At 41.5% G+C, this 21082-nt stretch carries 21 protein-coding genes; 7 read left to right on the forward strand and 14 right to left on the reverse strand.

Annotated features, from left to right (window positions below; all coding sequences use genetic code 11):
• Position 1: 1 nt before the first annotated feature.
• The 3 genes from tgt to LEPBI_RS11520 form a co-directional block, all read right to left on the reverse strand.
• Positions 2–1117, reverse strand: coding sequence for a tRNA guanosine(34) transglycosylase Tgt (tgt, locus tag LEPBI_RS11510; RefSeq protein ID WP_012389286.1), 1116 nt, complete (start codon positions 1115–1117; stop codon positions 2–4).
• Positions 1117–1554 carry a Fur family transcriptional regulator gene (locus LEPBI_RS11515; RefSeq protein WP_049756727.1) on the reverse strand — a complete coding sequence of 146 codons (438 nt, stop codon included), beginning with the start codon at positions 1552–1554 and terminating at the stop codon, positions 1117–1119. The genes tgt and LEPBI_RS11515 overlap by 1 nt, the downstream gene beginning before the upstream one ends.
• A 67-nt stretch (positions 1555–1621) precedes the next feature.
• Positions 1622–2173: an LPS assembly lipoprotein LptE gene (locus tag LEPBI_RS11520; RefSeq protein ID WP_012389288.1), complete on the reverse strand. Its 552-nt coding sequence runs from the start codon at positions 2171–2173 to the stop codon at positions 1622–1624.
• 124 nt (positions 2174–2297) lie between these two features.
• Between LEPBI_RS11520 and LEPBI_RS11525 the strand changes: the two genes are divergently transcribed.
• On the forward strand, positions 2298–4112 hold the full coding sequence (locus tag LEPBI_RS11525; RefSeq protein WP_012389289.1) for a M23 family metallopeptidase: 1815 nt from the start codon (positions 2298–2300) through the stop codon (positions 4110–4112).
• On the opposite strand, the gene greA is transcribed toward LEPBI_RS11525, so the two are convergent.
• The 5 genes from greA to LEPBI_RS11550 form a co-directional block, all read right to left on the reverse strand.
• On the reverse strand, positions 4085–6850 hold the full coding sequence (gene greA, locus LEPBI_RS11530) for a transcription elongation factor GreA (RefSeq protein ID WP_012389290.1): 2766 nt from the start codon (positions 6848–6850) through the stop codon (positions 4085–4087). The two genes, LEPBI_RS11525 and greA, sit on opposite strands and share 28 nt — an antisense overlap.
• Before the next feature lie 204 nt (positions 6851–7054).
• Complete coding sequence (gene flaA1, locus LEPBI_RS11535) at positions 7055–8041, reverse strand: flagellar filament outer layer protein FlaA1 (protein ID WP_012389291.1); 987 nt, start codon at positions 8039–8041, stop codon at positions 7055–7057.
• Between the two features lie 16 nt (positions 8042–8057).
• Positions 8058–8774, reverse strand: a complete 717-nt coding sequence (gene flaA2 / locus LEPBI_RS11540; protein ID WP_012476342.1) for a flagellar filament outer layer protein FlaA2 — start codon at positions 8772–8774, stop codon at positions 8058–8060.
• An 11-nt stretch (positions 8775–8785) separates the two neighbouring features.
• Positions 8786–9022: a PurA ssDNA and RNA-binding domain protein gene (locus LEPBI_RS11545; RefSeq protein WP_015678642.1), complete on the reverse strand. Its 237-nt coding sequence runs from the start codon at positions 9020–9022 to the stop codon at positions 8786–8788.
• A gap of 154 nt (positions 9023–9176) precedes the next feature.
• Positions 9177–9647 (reverse strand): cyclic nucleotide-binding domain-containing protein, encoded by a 471-nt coding sequence (locus LEPBI_RS11550; RefSeq protein WP_012389294.1) that lies wholly within the window; start codon positions 9645–9647, stop codon positions 9177–9179.
• Between the two features lie 189 nt (positions 9648–9836).
• Here LEPBI_RS11550 and LEPBI_RS11555 point away from each other — a divergent pair, with 189 nt between their 5' ends.
• Positions 9837–10457 (forward strand): response regulator transcription factor, encoded by a 621-nt coding sequence (locus tag LEPBI_RS11555; RefSeq protein ID WP_012389295.1) that lies wholly within the window; start codon positions 9837–9839, stop codon positions 10455–10457.
• A gap of 3 nt (positions 10458–10460) precedes the next feature.
• Here LEPBI_RS11555 and LEPBI_RS11560 read toward each other — a convergent pair whose 3' ends face one another.
• Positions 10461–12872, reverse strand: coding sequence for a hybrid sensor histidine kinase/response regulator (locus LEPBI_RS11560; RefSeq protein WP_012389296.1), 2412 nt, complete (start codon positions 12870–12872; stop codon positions 10461–10463).
• 180 nt (positions 12873–13052) lie between these two features.
• Between LEPBI_RS11560 and LEPBI_RS11565 the strand changes: the two genes are divergently transcribed.
• The 5 genes from LEPBI_RS11565 (at position 13053) to LEPBI_RS11585 (ending at position 17637) form a co-directional block, all read left to right on the forward strand.
• Complete coding sequence (locus LEPBI_RS11565; RefSeq protein ID WP_012389297.1) at positions 13053–14636, forward strand: helicase HerA-like domain-containing protein; 1584 nt, start codon at positions 13053–13055, stop codon at positions 14634–14636.
• 138 nt (positions 14637–14774) lie between these two features.
• Entirely contained in the window at positions 14775–15065 is a 291-nt protein-coding gene (locus tag LEPBI_RS11570; protein WP_012389298.1) for a co-chaperone GroES, read from the forward strand.
• A gap of 22 nt (positions 15066–15087) precedes the next feature.
• Positions 15088–16737, forward strand: coding sequence for a chaperonin GroEL (gene groL / locus LEPBI_RS11575; protein WP_012389299.1), 1650 nt, complete (start codon positions 15088–15090; stop codon positions 16735–16737).
• Between the two features lie 239 nt (positions 16738–16976).
• The gene (locus tag LEPBI_RS11580; RefSeq protein WP_041770027.1) at positions 16977–17255 is read left to right on the forward strand and encodes a FitA-like ribbon-helix-helix domain-containing protein; all 279 of its coding nucleotides are present in this window, start codon (positions 16977–16979) and stop codon (positions 17253–17255) included.
• Entirely contained in the window at positions 17239–17637 is a 399-nt protein-coding gene (locus LEPBI_RS11585; RefSeq protein ID WP_012476343.1) for a type II toxin-antitoxin system VapC family toxin, read from the forward strand. The genes LEPBI_RS11580 and LEPBI_RS11585 overlap by 17 nt, the downstream gene beginning before the upstream one ends.
• Before the next feature lie 99 nt (positions 17638–17736).
• Here LEPBI_RS11585 and LEPBI_RS11590 read toward each other — a convergent pair whose 3' ends face one another.
• From LEPBI_RS11590 to LEPBI_RS11610, 5 genes are read right to left on the reverse strand one after another with little or no spacing between them, the layout of a single operon-like run.
• Complete coding sequence (locus tag LEPBI_RS11590) at positions 17737–18069, reverse strand: peptide chain release factor family protein (RefSeq protein WP_012389302.1); 333 nt, start codon at positions 18067–18069, stop codon at positions 17737–17739.
• A 43-nt stretch (positions 18070–18112) separates the two neighbouring features.
• Entirely contained in the window at positions 18113–18805 is a 693-nt protein-coding gene (locus LEPBI_RS11595; RefSeq protein WP_012389303.1) for a hypothetical protein, read from the reverse strand.
• A gap of 47 nt (positions 18806–18852) precedes the next feature.
• Complete coding sequence (locus LEPBI_RS11600) at positions 18853–19905, reverse strand: Mrp/NBP35 family ATP-binding protein (protein WP_012389304.1); 1053 nt, start codon at positions 19903–19905, stop codon at positions 18853–18855.
• Positions 19906–19915: 10 nt separating this feature from the next.
• Positions 19916–20779 (reverse strand): metallophosphoesterase family protein, encoded by an 864-nt coding sequence (locus LEPBI_RS11605; RefSeq protein WP_012389305.1) that lies wholly within the window; start codon positions 20777–20779, stop codon positions 19916–19918.
• Complete coding sequence (locus LEPBI_RS11610) at positions 20776–21018, reverse strand: biotin/lipoyl-containing protein (RefSeq protein WP_041769872.1); 243 nt, start codon at positions 21016–21018, stop codon at positions 20776–20778. The genes LEPBI_RS11605 and LEPBI_RS11610 overlap by 4 nt, the downstream gene beginning before the upstream one ends.
• Positions 21019–21082 lie beyond the last annotated feature (64 nt).

The following is a 21082-nucleotide window of genomic DNA, read 5'->3' on the forward strand; positions in this document are numbered from 1 at the left end:
TTTAGCTACCAAACAAATTTTTCCAATGGTCATAAAAACCCTGAAAATTGCCTATTTCTATGGACTTTCGCATCTTTTCCATGAAGCTCTGCATAAAAAATAAATTATGGTAGGTAGATAAGGAAAAGGCTGTTAATTCCTTTACTTTATGTAAGTGGCGAATGTAACCGAGACTATATGTTTTGCATACCTTACATTCACATTGTGGGTCAATTGGTGAATCACTCAGGCGATGGGATTCATTTCGCAGATTGATCTTGCCTTTTGATGTGAAAACTTGGCCATTCCGAGCATTCCTTGTGGGCAAAACACAATCGAACATATCGATTCCGTTTTTCACACCTTCCAGGATATCGACGACCGTTCCCACTCCCATAAGGTATCTCGGTCTCGATTTGTCCAAATGAGGGGCCATACATTCTAAAATGCGAATGTATTCAGGCCTTGGTTCGCCCACACTTAAGCCCCCAATGGCAATTCCTGGAAAATCAATTTTTTGTAATGTTTCCAAACTCCGAAGACGAAGGGTTTCATTCACTCCACCTTGCACAATCGGAAATACATTTTGCCCACCTGGATTTTCCATCCAATACGCAAATGATTCCTTAGCCCAACGGTGCGTCCGATCTAAGGCAAGTTCCAATCGTTTGGTATCACTCCCATAAGGGGCACAATCATCTAGTACCATCATGATGTCAGACCCGATGGACCTTTGCATATCGATCACAGAGGCAGGTGTAAATTTATGATGGCTTCCATCAATATGCGATTGGAAACGAACCCCATCGTCTTCAAATTTAAAGAGGCTTGCCAGGCTAAAGACCTGGAACCCACCCGAATCGGTGAGTAATGCCTTTTTGTAGGACATAAAATTTTTTAAGCCCTGAAAATGATCGAAGACTTCTTTGCCTGGTTTTAGATAGAGATGGTAGGTATTGGCAAGGATGAGGTTGTAACCCAGTTCATCGATATCTTCAGAAGTGAGAGACTTAATGCTACCACGAGTGCCCACTGGCATAAAGATCGGAGTTTGGATTTGGATGCCATTCAGATCTAAAGTGCCAGTCCTCGCATAAGAACCTGTATCGTAAATACCTTCTTTAAAAATAGAAGACACTATTTTTTGTTTTTATGTTCGCAAGTTGCAAAGTTTGTACAATTGCCAAAAATATTCAAACTATGGCCTGTGATGGTAAAACCATTTTCCGAAGCGGCTTTGTTTTGTAATTCTTCGATCCTTTCATCGATGAATTCTACGGTCCTACCACATTGCATACAAATGATATGATCATGGTGTTCATGCCCAATGATATGTTCGTAGTATTTATAATCTTTTCCAAAATCGTGTTCTTCGAGAAGTCCCGCTTCCACCATAATGGCCAAAATTCGATAAATGGTCGCTTTAGAAATTCGGTCTTTATTGTCTTTCAGTTCGTCGAGCAAACCTTCTGCAGTAAAATGATTATGAGAAGAAAAAATCTTTTGCGCAACTAACAAACGTTGGTTTGTAATTTTTAAACCTTTTTCTTTGAGATACTCCTCAAAGGCGAGCATTTCTTTTTTAGTGTCTTCGGAGGAAATTGGATCGTTTTGCAAGGGTTAAATCTCCTAAATTCGTAACTTAATTCAATACACCAGAAATGGAATAATACCAAGCTCTTTCTGCTTCTTCTGCAATTCTCAGAGCCATCACCCTTAGGAGGCGATTTTGTGCTTCGAGTTCTGATTCGCGAAACCCAATTTGAGTCGAATAATGGACTCTGCCAGGGATTTCACTGCGCTCCATCGGAATTTTGACTCCTGTTTCCGCTTCGATGATTTCGACTCGAGTGACGACAAACAATTCCGATGTAATGTGTTGGTCTGCCAAATCCATCAAATCACCTACTTGTTGGTAGTGGACAATTTCTGCATACAAACGGTATTTCGCGAGAGTTTTTTCTCGAGTGGTGATAAACCTTCCCCTCCGGTCGATCTCTTCCATGATCATTTGGGTGAGTCGGGTATGCATCCCTGGGGAATAGGTATTGTTCCTCACATTTTGGATGTAGAGCAGTCGTTTGGAATCAGGGACGGGAACTCCATCAATTTTGGGAGGTCGACCAGGTTCTTTTGAAAAAAAAGCACATCCAGAAACGACGAGCGAGAATAAGAATACAACACCTGGCTTCATATGAATTTGTTCCCTGTCATACTAGGTCCTAAGTCTAGATTGTCAAGGGAATCGAAATGAAAGAGAATTTCCTTTTCGGAAAGGAAAGGCATGACAAAGGAAGAGGGAAGTTTCTACTTTTCCCATGCGGTTGGCAAAGATTTGTTTTCCCTTCGTTTCCCTACTCCTATTCCCAACAATGGTAACTGGGGATTCGAAAATTCCAGAAATCCCTCACTCCGAGGTTGGATTCCCTTTGCCTTATTATTCACCTGTTTCCGGTACATTTGCGGAAATCAGAAATCACAATTTGCATCTGGGCTCAGACTTCAAATCTTATGGGTTAAACGGGCACAATATCCTTGCCACCTTTGATGGTTATGTGGAAGAAATTAGTTATTCGAAAACGGGTTATGGACTTTCCTTAAACCTATACAATCCAAAATACAAAATCAAATCCAAATACGCCCACTTACACTCCTTTGGCGGAACTCTGACCGAATTAGAATTACTACGTAGAGCCCTTCTTTTGATGGGAGATCCGACTGGATTCCAGTTGAAACTACCACCAGGTATGTTTACGACAAAAAAAGGGAATGCCATCGGCAAAACGGGTGAGACAGGTTCTGGGCCCCCTCACCTCCACTTAGAATTTCGGTCAGAAAAAGGGAATATCAATCCACTCTACTTTTCAGAAATCCACCAGAAGGATGTAACCCCTCCCACCATTTTGTCCATGTTTTTGGAAGGTGACGATTTAGAAAGTCCCCTCCTCTTTTCAGCCAAAGAAATTGGAAAGGGAAAATTTGAACTATATACCGAAATGGGAGATAAATTCACTTCCATCCAACTAACAGGAAAAGTACGAATCCGAATGAGTGGTTATGATAAAATACGTTCCCGTAACAAAAACAATGTGTATGGAATGGATTTAGTTGTGAACGGAAACTCAGTTTTTACTAGGAATTTTGACTTTTTATCCTTTGAAGACAAATCCCAAAAACACCAATTTTACGATATCAACCGATCTTCCTTATCACCACCTGTTTATTTTTATCATATGTATGAACAACCGAAACTCTTCAAAGACGAAGGATATTCGATAGACCTAAACCAATTCCCCAAAAAAGACAAAATCCAAATCCAAGCATCACTACGAGATGCAACTGGCAACAAGTCTTTCGTTTCTTTTGAAATCATCCATGAACCATCTCCAAAAGATTTCAGAATCAAACAGACTTCTAAAAAAACAGGAAATAAATACAGATCAGTTGATGGACTCGTCACAATCGATTTAACAAAAGCAGAAGTATCGGGCGACGGAAGTTTACTCATCTCGGAAGTTTTAGAAAAAGACATTCCATTTAAAATTCCAAAAGGCCTTCCTCTGAAGGGTAAAATATTTAAGTTAGATACAAAACGTATGAGTTGGAAGGGAGAAGGACTCGGCGAACTGAATTTAGGAGTCACACCTTCCATTAAAGAGTCACTTTATTTTTTTGATTCTTCCATTGGAAAATTCCAAGGAATCCAACCCAAACGAAAATCCAATGGTTTTAGTTTCAAACTCACAAAACTGGGATACCTGATGGTTTTGGGTGACGAAACTCCCCCGACCGTTTTCCCGATGACGTCAATTGCGCGCTACATCGAACTACCAGAAGTGCGAAATCATTGTATGGAAGAAAAATATTATGGATTATCCGATGTGGGCAGCGGTTTTAAAACCAATGTAGAACTGTTAGTCGATGGACAGACGTATCCTTATGAATATGATCCGGATCGGAGTGCAATCCGTGTTCTCATTCCCAAAAGCCTACAAAAAGAAAGGCCTTATCTTCTTTTGGAAGTTAAGGCCTCTGATTTTGCCGGAAATAGTTCCGAACCGTTTGTGGATCTAATTTCTACAAATGGTTGGAAGGAAGACCTTCTTCAGGCTTCCTGTCCAGTCATTGAGTAACGGGCAATATCCAAAACTTCGTAAACTGTTTCTGTAGAACCAAAGACAAGTGTTGCTTCGTTTCCTGTGTGTTTTCCAAGTAAGGATTTTGCGAGCGGTGATTGGTAAGAGATGATATTTTTTTCAGTATCAGCATCCCATGCACCTAAGATCGAGTAAGTGACAGACTCACCAGTTTGTTTGTTTTTCAAACGCACAGTGGTTCCGATCCCTACTTTTTCTGTTTTGACATCACTTAAATCTAAAATTCGAGCACTTTTGAGTTCAGCTTCTAAACGTTTGATGGCCGCTTGGAGCTGTGCTTGTTTTTCCATCGCCGCTTTGTATTCTGCGTTTTCACGTAAGTCCCCTTTTTCTTGGGCCTCACCGATATCACGAGAGTTTTCCGCCATTTCCACATTCACTAAATGTTCAAATTCAAGTTTTTTAGCATTAAACGCGCGTCTTGTGACAAGCACCACATCGTGTGGAAGATTTGCCAATGGATCATCGTCTGCATCTTCTTCAGAGTCATACTCGTCCCAAACAATATTTGGTTTCAGTTCGTTGATAAGAGCATACAATTGGTCTTTTTCTAAGTCTGTCACATAAGGGACTTCTTTGAAAAGAGCAAATAGTTTCCGAACATACTCATCATCCGCATTGGTTAAAATGTCGCGGAGAAGACTATTGTCTTTTCCGAACAAAATGTCCATCGCTTGGTTTTTGAGTTTAGTTCCTTTGTCTTCAATTTTGGCAAGTGGTTTTAAGATTCGGAACACTCGCAGTACGAGGTCTTCTTCACTGACTTTTAGCCAATCAAATTTCCAGGTATGAGAAAGAATGGATTTTGCCACCCAAAGGAAAACTTCAGGGTTTTCTTTGGATTTGTTACAAACCGTTTCGAAAAACAAATTGAGTTCTGCATACTTTTCATCAGCAACCAAGTTTTGGAAAACAGACCTGTTTACCTTCACTGGCACTTCAAAAAGAAGTCCGATGAGGATATTGATCGCTTCTGGGTGGTGCGATCGAATCAGGTCTTTGAAACCTTTTTTGATATCCGTGTTTTCCAATGCCTTTGAAATTTTGAGAGCATCCTCTTTTGTTAGAGTTTGGATTAGGGTTTTTAATTCAGGTTCTCTGATTTTATGCGAAAATTCTTCTGTTGGCCACGCCTTTCCTGCTTCTTCCAAGTATAGATAAGCAGAAATTTTACGAATGATGTCACGAGCCGATTCTTCTTCCACATAATGAGAGATAAAAAACTCACCCGCTTCCGCAGCTTCATCAGAATCGCGCACTGCTTCCATTGCGATTTCTAATTTTTTATTCGCATCATTACTAGCTTGGAATTTTTGAGTGAGGGTTTCAGAGTGAGTGATTGGTTTTTCGTGGTATACCACTTCATCCTTTTTCTTCGGATTCATTCCAATGTTCGCTTCTTTTTTCAGAACCGATTTTACCTTTGCCCACCACTTAGACCATTCCTCTTGTTTCAGGAAGGTTCCAATGAGTTCGTTCTTCATGTCACCGATGATCATTCGGTTGTCGTAAGATTTCAGAAGTTGTTTTAAGAACTCAGGTAAGTTCTCAGCAAACATAGTATTGATACCTTGTCTGTCTTCAAAGTGTTGCACCCAAATATGGTCTTTCTTGAGAGGCTTCAAGGAAGTGATTGCCATTTGGATGGAAAGTTTGTGGTCTTTCTTTTCTTCAAAATCAACAAAGATAGAATCTCCCGTTTGAGAGATGGATGTGATTTTACCCACACCCCAGTTTCTATGCATCACATAGTTACCAGTATCAAACACGATGTTTCGTTCAAAGTTTGTGATACAAAGTTTGACCGGTTTACGGTTGTTACCAAGTTCACTCATCTTGAGGAAATCTTCCAAAAGTGAATGGGCTACATATTTTTGTTTGTAAGAACGGATGAGTTCGTTTCTTGCTTTTTGTGAAGCAGGCTCGTGTTCTAATATTTTCTTTAGAAAATAGATGACATGATCCCAATCTTCCATTGCTTTGAATGGTTCTACAATTGGGTATAATAGACCGACTAACCGAGTTTTTTCTCTTTGTCCAAGTAAGATCCGTTCAATTTTATCGAAGAAGGAAACATCTTCATAATTGTTTTGAACGATGGTAGGCCAAATCTCTTCCATCGGAACGTATTCTTTATTTTTTGCATACATCTCAACGGCAAGTTTGAGATAAGACATCGCTTTCGGTTTGTCTTCTTCCATAATGGAGAATCCGTACTTCTTTGCGATCTCTGGGTTTTTGCGGTCTTGTTTGGCTAATTTTTCAAGTACAACTTTGAGTTCTTTGTTTTTCTTGAGTTTATCGAGAGCTTCCGCTTTCACACGAAGCGCAAGTCTATGGTCACCAAAACGTAAAATAGAATCAGTTATGTATTCAATGATCGTCCATTTCGCATGAGCTTTGAAAGAATCCAAAATGTTCTTCACCAAATTCGCATCTCCCATGGAATCTTCCATGAAAGATATGATCATTAACATGTATTTGGCGGAGATTGACTCAGGGTGTTCTTTGAAATGGTCTTCAATTTTTTGTTTAGCTTCCGCTAGACGATTTTCTGCCTTGTATGCATCAATGACATCGTCAAAGATTTTGAATTTAGAAACGGGAACCGTTCCTGCATCAGCACGAACATAAATTTCCTCATTAAATAGAGGTGTGAGTTTGTCGTTGTCGGCAATTTTGTTTGATTTGTCTTCGGTAATAGTCTCAGGCATGAAAAGAATCTCCCTCTTCGTATTTCCAATAAAGGGTGTTCATAGTTCCTATAAAGTTGTTACGGTAAATTTAGCGATGAATCCGCGAAAAGAACAGTCCTAGGGTTCATTTTCCAGGTCCGTTCGATTCTGTAAAGCCAAAAAACCCAGCCGATTGGCTGGGTTTTCCTGGTCCAAGTAGATTCCCTTGGAGTGAATAGGGATCTATTTGTTTTGGGAAGATCCGTTGCTTCCCCCACAATCGCGCACTTTGGCACTAGTGGAGATCGCTCCAGACTTCTGGAGCATTTGCTCCAATTTCACTTTGTTTTTGCAATCTTCTTCATCAAAGTCGAGGTTTGCTCCATCAAAGTGAACTTCGAAAGTATCCGCAAGGACTCTGAGTTCATCAAAGAAGAGATACACTGTTTCTGGTCCCGTACTTGTTCTGGAACGGATTTTGAATTGTTTGAAAATCAAATTCCTTGTCGCAGGGAAAGCATTGGCTTCTTGCGGAATCCCTGGAGGGATGAGAATATGGAGTGGTCTCCATCCGACAAAGTCAAGTGATCCAAAAGGGAAGATATGGCTATTGCCATTATAATCTTCTAACCAACCTTCTAAATCATACTCGTTCCCACGGCCAAGGACCCAAACAGAAATGGCTTTTACGTTTCCTGGAGCTTCAATTCCATACACTTTTTCCATTTTCTTTTTGTTGTCTGCATCGATGTACGAACGAGCTCTGGTGACTTCATACTCAGGAGCACGAGGTGGGCGAATGGTCACAACGTTGTTACCAGGAAATGTGAATTGGAATTTGACCGCCAAAACTTTTGCATTCCCTGCATCTACGTTTTTCACATCCCCAGGTTTTCCTGGAACCAGTTTCACTTCTCTACTCACAAGAGGAGATTTTGCTGGGTCATTCAGAACAGGAGAATATTTATTGTTTTCATCAAACTTCATATCCCCAGATCCATCTTTGTTCACGCCGTCTTTGTCAGTGAACACTTCCCAACCAAATGGTGCCGAAGATACTGGATTGTCCCAAGATTCAATGGTAATGGCTTTGAGTTCTAGAGCTCCAATGTCATTTCCCACAGGTGTTGCCACGCCGTTGGAGACTTTGTATTGTGCCTCTGCAAAACCAATGAGGGCTACCGAGGTGAGCGCTAATAAAGTTAGGATTTTTGTTTTTTTGTTTTCCATTGTTCCCTTCTCCCGCTTACCAATTGTCCTTAATTTCAGAACCAGGGTATTTTGCCTCGGATCTGTCTGTTCTCACTTGTAAATCATCTACATAAAAGTAGAAGTCCCCTGCTACTTCGTGGACATCGGATGTCACAAAGAGGGAAACAAAGTGTAGGTTTTTATCCAAGAGAGCAAATCTCGTACTTTGAGGGATGAATCCAGGAACAGTTGCTGTCAACTTTCTCCATCCAAAAAAATCCAAGCGACCCAAACGGATATTATGTGTTACGTCTTTATAATCTCTGAATTTAGCAAATAAGGTGTGTCTGTATTTACGTCCGAGGACCCATACAGAAATTTGTCTTACTTTTCCTTTGATGATGTATTCATGCGGAGGGTATAATTCCACACGATCCAGCCCTTTAGCAGCAAAATGTGTTTTGACTCCTAAAATATGGTTTTTTTCGATTTTGTCCCCACCATCTTCTGGTACGGTTTTTTCATCGAATACATCTTTGATGAGCCCACGTTGCACAAGTTTTAAAGTCCTTGTTTCACCGAGTGGAGTGGTTGCTTTGACTCTCCAATCCTCAGCCTCTTCAAAATCATCTAAAACGATTTTTCTTAGAGGGCTATCCTCATCATTTGCAGTGTTAGCTGTATTTTGTCCGCCAGTATCTGCCTGTGCGTACAACATTCCTATTGAAAGGAAGAGGCCTAACAACAGTTTGGTCATTCCTAATTTCCCCATGAAACTCACTCCTAAAAGGCTCCTAACTCCGGGTCTTTCGTATTCTCATTATCGGCTATCCGGCTTTTAAATTGATGCAAGATTTCGATCATTCGATCGATTCCTTCCGCCGGAAGAAAGATCGAGGATTTTTTACTATTCGACCATTCCGATACTTTCAGGTAAAATCCAGCCTGGTTTTTCTTCAAATCCACCAAGAAAGTCTTGTTTTGTGTTACGATCTTCTCGGTTAGGATTTCGGGGTCCACCATGCATTCCTTCTCCCTGCCTACGGTAATAGTATCGGATTGTGAAACCCATTCCTTAGCTGTAATAGGAAGAAACTGAGGAATGGAAAAGGTTTTTTCGAATGTGTGCGATAAAAATTACTAATTTAGTAAAATTTTGTCTCTTGCGCTGGCTTTAGGCAAAACGTTTTCGCAGTTCCCTTGCATACGCTAGATCGTGTGTTAACTTTCTGAGGCGGCGGATGTAGTAATGGGTGACTTCTTTGTAAAATTTCAGCTCCATTTCTTTGTTTTTGGAGAACATATCATGCAAATCGGCATACCGAAGTTCGTAGAGTTCGGAGTTTTCCTTGGCTTCGACTTTGGCAGATCGTTTTTCGTCATCAAAAAAAGGCAATTCCCCAAAGTGATCCCCTTCTCCGAGGGTGATGAGGTTCACATCGTCCCCGTGGCTTGTGGAAGTGGAAATTTGAAGGGTTCCGTACTTGACGATGTACATGGATTCGGCTTCCTCTCCCATGTCGTACAAAACATTTCTAGGAGGCAGGTGGACTTCCCGAATCTTTTCAGCTATATGTAATAGTTCATCTTGGTTTAACTTTTGGAAGAGATATATTTTTTTGAGACTCTCTACTTTAGTATTCATTCATTCTCCTAGGATCTTTTGAACATGGGGGAAACTTTCTGATTTTGCAAGAGAAAATTAAGTAGAAAAACTCATGATTTTTTCTGGACAAATGAAACGGAATAGTACTAATATTGCCAGTTCTCCTCGTCTACTAGGGGGAAACGCTAGGAAGAAATCAGCTTCTTAGATCCAGATAAAGGGAAATTTATGACACCGAAAAAGAAGGTATTACTCGTTGAAGACCACGCAGTGACCAGGGTCGGCGTGAAACATGTGGTCAATGCTTCGAATGATTTTGAAGTGGTGGGAGAAGCCGAACATTCCTCTCAAATTGCAAACCTCCTCCAAGAAACGAGACCCGATTTTGTCCTGCTCGACCTTCGCATTCCTGGGGAAAACGTCCTCAATATGGTGAAAGATTGGAAAAAAGACCTGCCACAACTCAAAGTGGTCACCCTCACCATGCTCGATGAACAACCCATTGTCCATTCGGCCATTGAAGCGGGAGTGGATGGGTATCTTCTGAAGAGTGATGACTTGAGTAGCCTCACTCGGAACCTGAATGAGATTGCCTCTGGGAAAACGGTGTATTCCAAAAACCTAAAACTCAGCTTCAATCGAAAACCACAGGATGGTAAGGTTGCCAACAAAAAGGAAAAACAAATCCTCACTCTCCTCGGACAAGGCAAAACCTACCAAGAAATTGGAACCGACATTGGGCTTTCCAAACGAACGGTAGAATACCATGTCGGACGTTTGAAAGACAGATTCAATGCGAAAACCGTTGCGGAACTCATTGGTCGCGCCAAAGAACAAATGTTAATCTAAACCTCAAAGGTCGAGCAGTCTCTTCACAAGTTCGACCATCTTTTGATCGGGGGATGTTTTTGTTAAAAAAGCATCTCCCCCAAGATCGATCACTTCTGTTTCTAATTTATAACCTGTGTTTGGATCTGTATGAGAACTCGATACGAGCATAGAACGAATTTCTTCCATTTCGGAATTAGAATACAAATCCCTTAAAAAATCGATCCCTGTTTTATCCGGCATGGAAAAGTCCACGATGATGAGATCAGGTTTTAACCTTGAGACTGAATACAAGGCGTGATCTGGGTATTCCTCTTCCCAAATGATACAAGGGATGTCTTTTAAGACCTTTCGGATTTGTTTGCGGTAACCTGGGTTGTCGTCGAGGATGAGGACAATTTTTTCAAAATTGGGAAGGAGGAGCTCAACCGATGTTCCTTTCTCTTCCTCTGATTGGACAAGAAGACTTGCCCCATGTCGTTCTGCCACTTCGCGACAAAACGCTAAGCCAACCCCGGCTCCCATTTCGTCCGCTGTACCTTTGCGTACAAACAAAAATCCTTCTTCTAACACATGTTCGGTCCAGTATTTCGGCATCCCAATCCCAGTGTCTGTCACCTTGAGGCTCCAATACTTATTCGATTCGGTGAGTGAAACTTCGACTGTTGCCGACTCTTTTGTGAACTTAACTGCATTCGTAAGTAGGTTCCAGATCAAATGTTCAATGAGATTAGGGTCTCCAATCCCAATGGAGGATTCCTCCATTTGCGTCAGGATGGTGATGTTTTTAGGTTTTGCCATTTCCTGTACTCGTTCAATGAGTTGGTCTGTGATTTGACGGAAGTCAAAAAGTTGGTAATCAGGAAATACAGCTGCATTTTGAAATCGTGAGTATTTGATGAGTTCTTCCACCATACTGAGAATGTTTTTGAGACCAGTGGATGCTTCGCCAAGCACTTGTTTGGCTCTTTCTGGAGAAAGGGAGGGTGGTGATTCTGTGAGTAAATTGACAACGGACGAGATTCCAAAAAGGGGAGAACGAATGTCGTGAGAGACGATGGAGATAAATTTATCTTTTAATTCCCCTGTTTTTTCAGCCTTTTCTTTTTCTTTTTTAAGCTCTAAGGTTTTCCATTCTACTTCTTTGCGTAAATTTAAGGTAAGGTATTCTGCCGTTTCCCAGGTATGCGCATTTTGTTTGGAAATCACAATGGCAAGGCACATACAAAAGATTCCAAATCCTAAATCAGTGATGAGAGGTAGGTCCCATCGTTTGAAAAAAACAACTGAATCGTAAATGGTTGCAGATAAGATCACAAATGTACCAAACGTGATGAATGCTCCCACATAACGTGTTTCTCTTTGGAAAGTAGACCTTACCGCGGCAATAAAGGCTAAAATTAAAATCACAACCATGTAAGCTTGGCTAAACACAAGTAATTTTGTGTACACAGCGTACGGTGACGTGAGTATGATGAGAATCTCAAGTAGGATGGGAACGAGCAAATACCGTTTGAATTTGTTTGGAACCAAATGTGGTTGGACATGGAAAAAGAAAAGTAAACTGAAGATTTGGATCCCACAAAAAGCTAAATATTCCAAACGAATTTGAAACATCTCAAGAAAGTCACTTCCCACAAACCAGTCTCTGGAAACTCGTTCGAATAATAAAATGCGAACAAGCCATGAAAAACAAAGCAGTGCAAACCAAAGAGGGGATTTGTCCTTTCTACGATGGATGTATAAGAATAAATGTGTGATGGCGAGCACAAGAAAGGCTCCAAAGAAAAATGATTTTTTCCTTTCTTTGAAACGAAGGTAAAGGATCGTTTTTCCTACTTCACCGAGAATTGGTGAATAGTAAGGACCACCTCGAGAGTACAAATAGTTTGAAATTTGTAAGTAAAGGACAGTGTCGTTTGTCGCACGAAACGAACGTCCTGTTTCTAAATAATACCCAATGGAATCTTCTTTGATTTTAGAAACTTTGCCTGCCGATCCAAGTAGGACGAGTCCACGTTCGGGATTGGAATAGTACAATCTGTACGCAGATGATGCCTCTCGTAAATAAACCATGAGGTTCATCGGCTCCTTTACCTTTAATTGTAAGCGGTAGGTCACATAACCATGGGCGGGAAGGTTTTGGTTCACCCAATAGGCAGGGACAGCCAGCGGAACAGGTGTTTTCTTTTCGAGTGCTTGGAACTCGGCTTCTGTTTCTGGCAATTCTCCTGGGAAGGCATGCCATTCACCTGCCAAAGGGAATGGGTCCAAGGTTTTTGGATCTTCCCCGGTCAGGTCCAAAATTCCATTTTGGATGGTTTTGGCAGAAGCCAAAGAAGGGATACTCCGGTTGCAATGGGCCAATGGCAAAAAAAGGAAAACGATGACTAAAAGGGAGAATGTGTTTGCTCTGAGAATCCGTTCCACATCCAAATCTTAAAAAGAAATTGGAAAAACTCAAATCTTATTAGGAGTTCTACGAGAAATTTCGGGGAAATGGCAGAACGAACCAAAGGATCACTTGGAAATGCCGAGCGCATTGCCCACTCTCCGCTTAGAAAACATTGACTTAGTGGGGAATGAAAATGAACTAGTGGAGTTTCGAGGGAACCAATGGCCAAACAATCCGATGCATTTACAAAAAAAATCCAGGAAGGATACCCAAGTGACGGGTCCCTTTTTTTAGGATGTGGAAAATTTGATGGGGACACTTTCCCTGAAGCCAAGGTCCAAATCCCCCTCTCCACCTTAAACCGACATGGTCTGATCGCCGGTGCCACGGGAACAGGAAAAACCAAAACCTTACAACTCCTCACAGAATCCCTTTCCGATGCGGGTGTGCCCGTTGTCCTTATGGACATCAAAGGAGACCTTTCTGGTCTTGCGGCAGAAGGCGAATCCAATGAAAAAATCGAAGAACGAACCAAGATCCTTGGTTCGGAATGGAATCCCACAACCTACCCCGTTGAATTTTTATCCATCTCCAAAGAACCAGGGGTCAAACTCCGTGCAACAGTTGCCGAGTTTGGTCCGATTTTACTTTCTCGGATTTTGGAACTCAATGAAACACAAGGCAGTGTGGTTTCCCTTGTCTTTAAATACTGTGATGATTTGGGGCTTCCCATCCTTGACCTCAAGGATTTCAAAAAAGCACTCCAATACATCAATGACGAAGGCAAAGAGGAACTAGAAAAAGAATACGGCACTGTTTCCTCTCAAAGTGTTTCGATCATCTTACGAAAGTTAATGGATCTGGAAAGCCAAGGCGGGGAGGATTTTTTTGGTGAACCTTCGTTTGATGTGGATGACCTTATCCAAACAGAATCTAAAAAAGGGAAAATTTCCATTGTCAGGCTCACAGACATTCAAACCAAACCACGTCTTTTTTCTACATTTATGTTGTCTCTCCTCACAGAGATTTATGCGAATTTTCCAGAAGAAGGTGATTTGGAGAAACCAAAACTAGTATTATTCATCGATGAAGCCCACTTGGTCTTTGATGAAGCTTCCAGTGATTTGTTAAAACAATTGGAAACAATGGTACGCCTCATCCGTTCCAAAGGTGTGGGAATTATTTTTTGTACACAATCGCCAACCGATTTACCAAAGGAAATTTTAGGCCAATTGGGACTCAAAGTCCAACATGCCCTCCGCGCCTTCACAGCAAACGACCGCAAGGCGATCAAAACCGCTTCCGAAAATTATCCAGAAACGGATTTTTATGATACCAAAGAAGTGATCACAGAACTTGGGATTGGGGAGGCATTCATCACAGCCCTAAATACCAAAGGATCTCCCACTCCCCTCGTCCACACCTTTCTCTGTCCTCCCAAGTCTCGTATGGGAACTCTCACAACAAAGGAACTCGAAGGTTTGGTTGGAAAATCGGAACTAGTGAAAAAATACGAAACCACCCTCGATCGGGAAAGTGCTCACGAAATGCTCACTAAAAAGATGGAAACCATTGCCGACGAGACGGAATCGGCAGAAGAGGAAACGGGATCCAAAAAACCCAAATCCAAACGTGCCAAAGAAAAAGAAGACCCCAGTTTTGTGGAAACCCTCTCCAAAAACCCCCTCGCCAGAGAAGTAGGAAGGACCGTTGCCAAGGAAGTGACTCGGGGCCTACTCGGGATGCTCGGTGTCACCCCCAAGCGCGGCTCAAAACGCAAAAAAACAGGGCTTTTCGGGTTCTAATTTCATTTTAGCACTCTTTGATTGAAAGTGCTTGACGAATCCTTCCTCCAATCATTCTATGGTACTTGAGTTTAGCACTCTTTTTGAAATGGTGCTAAACTTAGTATTAATCAGTAGAATGCATACAAGGAGTCACTCATGGCGTCAATTAAACCTTTAGGCGACCGAGTCGTCGTCGAGCCTAAGAATGAGTCGGAAGAAAAAATCGGATCCATCATCGTCCCAGACACGGCCAAAGAAAAACCACAAGAAGGCAAAGTCATCGCTGCGGGACAAGGCCGTTACGAAGACGGTAAACTCGTTCCTTTAGAAGTAAAGGTTGGGGATACAGTTCTATACGGAAAGTATTCTGGAACAGAAATCAAACAAGGCGGAAAAGATTTACTCATTATCCGTGAAAGCGACATCCTCGGTGTCGTAACAAACTAATCATAAAAGGGAATCATTAACCATGGCTAAAACAATCGAATTTGATGAAACAGCACGTAGAAAACTTCTTAGCGGAGTGAACAAACTCGCTAACGCAGTGAAGGTGACACTTGGACCAAAAGGTCGTAACGTAGTCATCGACAAAAAATTTGGATCTCCTACCATCACAAAAGACGGTGTTACAGTTGCGAAAGAAATCGAACTAGAAGATGCAATTGAAAACATGGGCGCTCAAATGGTGAAAGAAGTTTCTACCAAAACGAACGACATCGCCGGAGACGGAACAACCACTGCAACCATCCTTGCACAAGCCATCATCAACGAAGGTTTGAAAAACGTAACTGCGGGTGCAAACCCAATGGCACTCAAACACGGAATTGACAAAGCAGTTGTTGTCGCTGTGGAAGAAATCAAAAAACACGCAATCAAAATCAATAGCAAAGCAGAATACGCAAACGTTGCAACGATCTCTGCAAACAATGATCCTGAAATCGGTAACCTCATTGCACAAGCTTTTGACAAAGTAGGTAAAGAAGGTGTGATCACTGTGGATGAAGCAAAATCCATCGAGACTACTCTTGATATCGTAGAGGGTATGCAATTTGATCGTGGATACGTATCACCTTATATGGTAACTGATCCAGAAGCAATGATCGCAACTTTCAACGATCCATTCATCTTAATTTACGACAAAAAAATTGCTTCGATGAAAGACCTTCTCCCAGTGCTTGAAAAAATTGCACAGGCGGGTAGACCACTTGTCATCATCGCAGAAGAAGTGGAAGGCGAAGCTCTTGCAACAATCGTTGTGAACACACTTCGTAAAACCATCCAATGTGTGGCTGTAAAAGCTCCAGGGTTTGGTGATAGAAGAAAAGCAATGCTTGAAGACATCGCAATCCTCACTGGTGGACAAGTGATTTCTGAAGACCTCGGAATGAAACTCGAAAACGCTGATGTGAAGATGCTCGGTCGCGCGAAAAAAGTGGTCGTAGACAAAGAAAACACAACCATCATCGAAGGTGCTGGTGCTTCTAAAGACATCCAAGGCCGAGTGAACCAAATCAAAAAACAAATCGAAGATACAACTTCTGATTACGATCGTGAAAAACTCCAAGAACGCCTTGCAAAACTTGCTGGTGGTGTGGCTGTGATCCACGTTGGTGCTGCAACGGAAGTAGAAATGAAAGAGAAAAAAGCTCGTGTCGAAGATGCTCTTTCTGCAACTCGTGCGGCAGTGGAAGAAGGAATTGTACCTGGTGGTGGACTCACACTACTTCGTGCACAAGATGCAGTGAAAGCTCTTAAACTAGTTGGTGACGAACAAACTGGTGCGAACATCATCTTACGTGCATTAGAAGAACCTATCCGTATGATCACTTCTAATGCTGGTCTTGAAGGATCTGTGATTGTTGAACAAGCTCGTGCCCGTAAAGGAAACGAAGGCTTCAACGCACTCACTATGGTTTGGGAAGACTTAATCAAAGCTGGTGTGGTTGACCCTGCGAAAGTGGTTCGTTCTGCCCTTCAAAATGCAGCTTCTATTGGAGCGATGATCCTCACCACTGAAGTGACCATTACAGACAAACCTGAGCCGAAAGATGCTTCTGGTGCTGGAATGGGCGGCATGGGAGGAATGGGTGGTATGGGAGGAATGGGAGGCATGATGTAAATCATCCCCCTCATTTTTTCTTTGGTCTCTTTGGTGATCCAAACAGGCCAAACACCGAAAAGGTCTCGTGAGTCACATCCGAGGCCTTTTTTTATGGGTGAAGAGCCAAACAAATTCCATAAGGGGAATGGAAAAGTCAGGAAAATGATTCTCCGATATGCGACTTGTTTTTAAACTTAATCCTGGAAAATTGCATGAAATATGCTTGCATACTCATGAATCACCATTATATTTTAAAAATGGCAAATCTACAAGTCAGAGACATAGATAACAGACTTTATGAATCTTTAAAAAGAAGAGCTGAATTAGAGCATCGCTCAGTAAGTCAAGAAGTTGTCATGATGATCGAAAATCATTTAAAAAGAGACAACCTGGAAAGTGAATTACAAACTCGAGAGTTTCTTAAGCTTACTAACTCTTGGCATGACAACAAAGATGCAAAAGATATAATTTCAGACATTCGATCTTCAAGATCAAGAAATAATCAATCTAGGACAACAGATGAGTTATTTGATTGATACAGATATAATATTATACAGCCTAAAAGGGAATGAAAAAGTTCAAAACAATCTTATCGAGAAGAAAAATATTTCGAAGGTCATTTCTGTAATTACTTATGGCGAACTAATATTTGGTGCGAAGAAATCAAAAAGTAGAGAGAAAAATCTGGCGACTGTATATAGAATTGGAGAACTTTTTCCTGTCATTGAATTGACGAAAGGAATTGTTGAAACCTTTGGAGAAGTAAAGGCTACAGTACAGAAAAAAGGAAATACAGTTGACGATTTCGATCTTCTAATCGGTTCAACTGCTTTATTTTTAAATTATACCTTAGTTACTAATAATGAAAAACATTTCTCATTGATTCCTGATTTAAAAATTGAGAACTGGAGTAAATAACCTACTTTTCTAATTAAAAAAACATCGCATAACAGCGCCTTTCTGCTAACTTACCAAACATTTGATGGATTGGACCAAATTTTGAGAACTCACTCTGATTCAATCTTCGGTTTCGCCATTTTCGATACTCGTTTCTTTATATTTCTCCACTGAACGTTTCTTTTGTTTGGCTTTTTGTTTTCGGATGGCACCAAGTTTCTGTCGGAAGCTTTCGGGTCTCTGTTCTTTCTCTAGTTCCAAACAAAGTAGATCACGGGCTTTGTAACGGTTGAGCCCTTGGCTGCGGTAAATACTACACTTCACTTGTTTGCCAGTAGGAAGGTGGAGTAACACAACAGCGGTTGCCACCTTATTGACGTTTTGTCCCCCTTTCCCACTCGCCTTCACAAATTGTTCTTTTAGATCAGACTCGCGGATGCCAAGTGCCTCCATTCGTTTTTTGATGGAGGCGTTTTTTTCAATAGAGACTGGAAAGTTAAGTGGCAGTGGATTCAATTTCTAAAATGCGTTTCCGCAAATCAGAAGCCGTTTCGTAATTTTCGATTTGGATCGCATTGAACTTTTGGATGTAAAGGCCAACAAGTTCATCCCCTACTTTTCCTGGAACCGACAACGCTTTTTTGAAATTATCAATGTCAAGTGTGGGGTGGTTGTTATGGAAGTAGTCCACAATTCGTTCCATCTTAAGCCTTGTGGCTTCACGAGCAATCCCAGAGGTATTGCGGAATTCAATCGATAGATTGGCTAAGGTTTCGAGTGGTTCGCTCACTTGGTCAATTTGGTCGTTTAAGTTTTGGTTTTGCGTTTTCTTTTCTTTTGCCTTACAAAATTCCACATACCGCATTACCATGGAATTGAATTGTTCCATTCGTTCTTGGATGTATTGGTTCGCCTGTTCCTTGTTTTCTGGCATCTGAAAGTCAGGAAGTTGCACCACATCATACAAATGGATATTGTCCGAGAGGATTTTCATGAGTTCCTCTTTGGAAGGAAGTGCCACGGGTGGAAATGTCACCACAGGGTAGTTGTCTCCTATTTTTAAGAAACTCACCACTACATTAGAGGCTATGATTTTCCCACCTGGAGCAATCGGATTTTCTCCGAATACATGGCAGTATGCGATTAAATTCCCTGTTGGATTTGGTTTGGAACCGCGTTCAAAATTCATAGTGTATCCTTTAGACTAAGAAAAGCCAGAGAAGAAACAAGTGATTTTTACTCTTCCCAATTCGCAATTTGTTCTTCTAAATTCTTTGCGATCAAAAAATATGCCTCTTTCAAAGGAGAGTCTTTTGCGTCAAGTAAGGCTGGTTTCCCCGATTCTCCCGAACTCATGACATCAAGTGTGAGAGGGACTGCTCCCAGTTCCGGGACTCCGACTTGTTTGGAAAGTTTTTCCCCTCCCCCTTTGGAAAAAACATCGGTGACATGCCCACATTTCGGACAAGCAAAGCCACTCATGTTTTCCACAATCCCGAGGATGGGAACTTTCACTTGTTTGAACATCGCAGCAGCACGACCTGCATCGAGTACTGCCACTTCTTGTGGAGTGGTGACAATCACAGCACCATCAAGGTCAATGAGTTGGGCAAGAGAGAGTTGGACGTCTCCTGTTCCTGGTGGTAGGTCAATGAAAAGGTAATCTAGTTCCCCCCAAACCACATCGTATAAGAACTGTTCGATGGCTTTCCCAAGCATTGGTCCACGCCAAACAACAGGTTGGTCTTCTGTCACAAGGAAGGAAAAGGAAATGAGTTTGATTCCATGTTTTTCGATTGGATAAATTTTATCTTCTTCGGATTTTAATGCCACTCGGCCATTGATCCCAAACATCTTTCCGAGGGAAGGTCCATAGATATCGGCATCTAAGATTCCCACTTTTTTGCCACTCATTGCAAGGGTACTCGCTAAGTTCGCAGTGACAGTGGACTTACCGACCCCACCTTTTCCCGAACCAACAGCGATGACTTTTTTCACACCAAAGATTCGGTTCCCATCTTCCATTTTGAGGTTTTGGTCGACTTCAAATTTAATCTTAACTTTCCCAGCACCTTCGATTTTGGAGATGAGTTGTCTTGTTTGTGCTTCAAGTCCAATTTGCAAACGACGATCTGCATTGGGAGTTTTGATGAGGATTTCAATTCCATCATCAGTTGGTGTGACTTGTGCTACCATTCCGAGACTCACAATGTCTTTTTTGAGTTCCGGGTGTTTCACTTGCATGAGTTGCCGTTGGATGGAGGTTAAATCAATTTTATCATTTGCCATGGTATGTCCTTTAGACAACTCCCTCAGTCTCTTCGTAAAGAATGGGATTTGTCTCTGTGAATTTGTTTTCTGAATATATAAAACGACGGTAATGGGTTTGTTTCCCTAGTTCGATCAAATGGAACCCACACTCATGTTTAGAATCTGATAACCGAGTACTCGATGCAGAGTTCACAATCGTAAAGGGAGTTTCTTTGCCGGGAAGTTTCACCCAGTTGGTATGTGTATGTCCATGTAGGTACAATTCGGGAGGATTGGTTTGTAAACCATTCACTACTTCTTTTCTGTTGGACAATCGATGCGATGCTGATTCCACTTCTGCATTTGGATTCCAAAGAGGATGGTGTCCCACAAGGACATAAGGTTCGTTTGCTAACCCTACTGTTTTTTCCACCACTTCCTTTGCCACATACCCATTGGCTGTGATCCTTGGAATGGCTAGATTGGAATCCCAACCTACAAAAAGTTTACCCGCAATGCGTTTGGTGCGTAGGTAAAAATTTGGGTCTTTTGATTCCCCCATCCATTCTTCAAATGCTTTTTCGAAGAGTGGGTTTGGACCCATGGCCCGTTTTTGGTAACGGTCATGGTTCCCTGGAATTAAGAACGTTTTGTCCGTAAGAATCGGTTTTAAGATCTCTTTTGCATTTTGAAACTCACTCGGGTGTGAAACATTGGTTAGGTCACCCGAAATCACAAGTGCATCATATTCTAAATTTTGAATTGTGTCCACCATCGCAGCGATGAGAACCACTGGATGTTTTGACTTTCTCCTCACATGGTAATTGAGGTATCCGACGATTGCTTTTCCTCGAAGTGAAAAAAGTGAAAGTTTCTTCGGGAAATGTAAATCGGAGATATGAAGGATTTTCATTCGTTAATGTCCATAATTCCGAGGATATCTCCTTTTTTCACTACCGATCCTTGTTCGATTAGGATTTTTTTTAATGTCCCAGCATAGGGGGATTCGACTGGAAAAGCAGCTTTATCCGTGACAAGTTCGATCACTTCGTCCCCTTCTTTCACCATTTGGCCTTCTTTGCATAACCAACGAACCAGTTCAATTTTTTCAGTATCACCTAAATCAGGAGTTTTTAGAAGGAATTCTTTCATAAACAAACAAACCTGCTCACTCGGTAGGAAAACTGGTTTACAAAACCTTGTTTTCCCGTTTTTT

Origin of the sequence: Leptospira biflexa serovar Patoc strain 'Patoc 1 (Paris)' (assembly GCF_000017685.1) — a bacterium.
Taxonomy (GTDB): Bacteria; Spirochaetota; Leptospiria; order Leptospirales; family Leptospiraceae; genus Leptospira_A; species Leptospira_A biflexa.

Coding starts and splice junctions, on each gene's coding strand:
- groL (WP_012389299.1), top strand. CDS start 15,088: ATGGCTAAAACAATCGAATTTGATGAAACAGCACGTAGAAAACTTCTT.
- LEPBI_RS11515 (WP_049756727.1), bottom strand. CDS start 1,554: ATGCTCGCCTTTGAGGAGTATCTCAAAGAAAAAGGTTTAAAAATTACA.
- LEPBI_RS11585 (WP_012476343.1), top strand. CDS start 17,239: ATGAGTTATTTGATTGATACAGATATAATATTATACAGCCTAAAAGGG.
- LEPBI_RS11565 (WP_012389297.1), top strand. CDS start 13,053: ATGGCCAAACAATCCGATGCATTTACAAAAAAAATCCAGGAAGGATAC.
- LEPBI_RS11570 (WP_012389298.1), top strand. CDS start 14,775: ATGGCGTCAATTAAACCTTTAGGCGACCGAGTCGTCGTCGAGCCTAAG.
- flaA1 (WP_012389291.1), bottom strand. CDS start 8,041: ATGGAAAACAAAAAAACAAAAATCCTAACTTTATTAGCGCTCACCTCG.
- LEPBI_RS11610 (WP_041769872.1), bottom strand. CDS start 21,018: ATGAAAGAATTCCTTCTAAAAACTCCTGATTTAGGTGATACTGAAAAA.
- LEPBI_RS11555 (WP_012389295.1), top strand. CDS start 9,837: ATGACACCGAAAAAGAAGGTATTACTCGTTGAAGACCACGCAGTGACC.
- LEPBI_RS11595 (WP_012389303.1), bottom strand. CDS start 18,805: ATGAATTTTGAACGCGGTTCCAAACCAAATCCAACAGGGAATTTAATC.
- LEPBI_RS11520 (WP_012389288.1), bottom strand. CDS start 2,173: ATGAAGCCAGGTGTTGTATTCTTATTCTCGCTCGTCGTTTCTGGATGT.
- LEPBI_RS11580 (WP_041770027.1), top strand. CDS start 16,977: ATGGCAAATCTACAAGTCAGAGACATAGATAACAGACTTTATGAATCT.
- LEPBI_RS11605 (WP_012389305.1), bottom strand. CDS start 20,779: ATGAAAATCCTTCATATCTCCGATTTACATTTCCCGAAGAAACTTTCA.
- flaA2 (WP_012476342.1), bottom strand. CDS start 8,774: ATGGGGAAATTAGGAATGACCAAACTGTTGTTAGGCCTCTTCCTTTCA.
- LEPBI_RS11600 (WP_012389304.1), bottom strand. CDS start 19,905: ATGGCAAATGATAAAATTGATTTAACCTCCATCCAACGGCAACTCATG.
- greA (WP_012389290.1), bottom strand. CDS start 6,850: ATGCCTGAGACTATTACCGAAGACAAATCAAACAAAATTGCCGACAAC.
- LEPBI_RS11550 (WP_012389294.1), bottom strand. CDS start 9,647: ATGAATACTAAAGTAGAGAGTCTCAAAAAAATATATCTCTTCCAAAAG.
- LEPBI_RS11525 (WP_012389289.1), top strand. CDS start 2,298: ATGCGGTTGGCAAAGATTTGTTTTCCCTTCGTTTCCCTACTCCTATTC.
- LEPBI_RS11590 (WP_012389302.1), bottom strand. CDS start 18,069: ATGGAGGCACTTGGCATCCGCGAGTCTGATCTAAAAGAACAATTTGTG.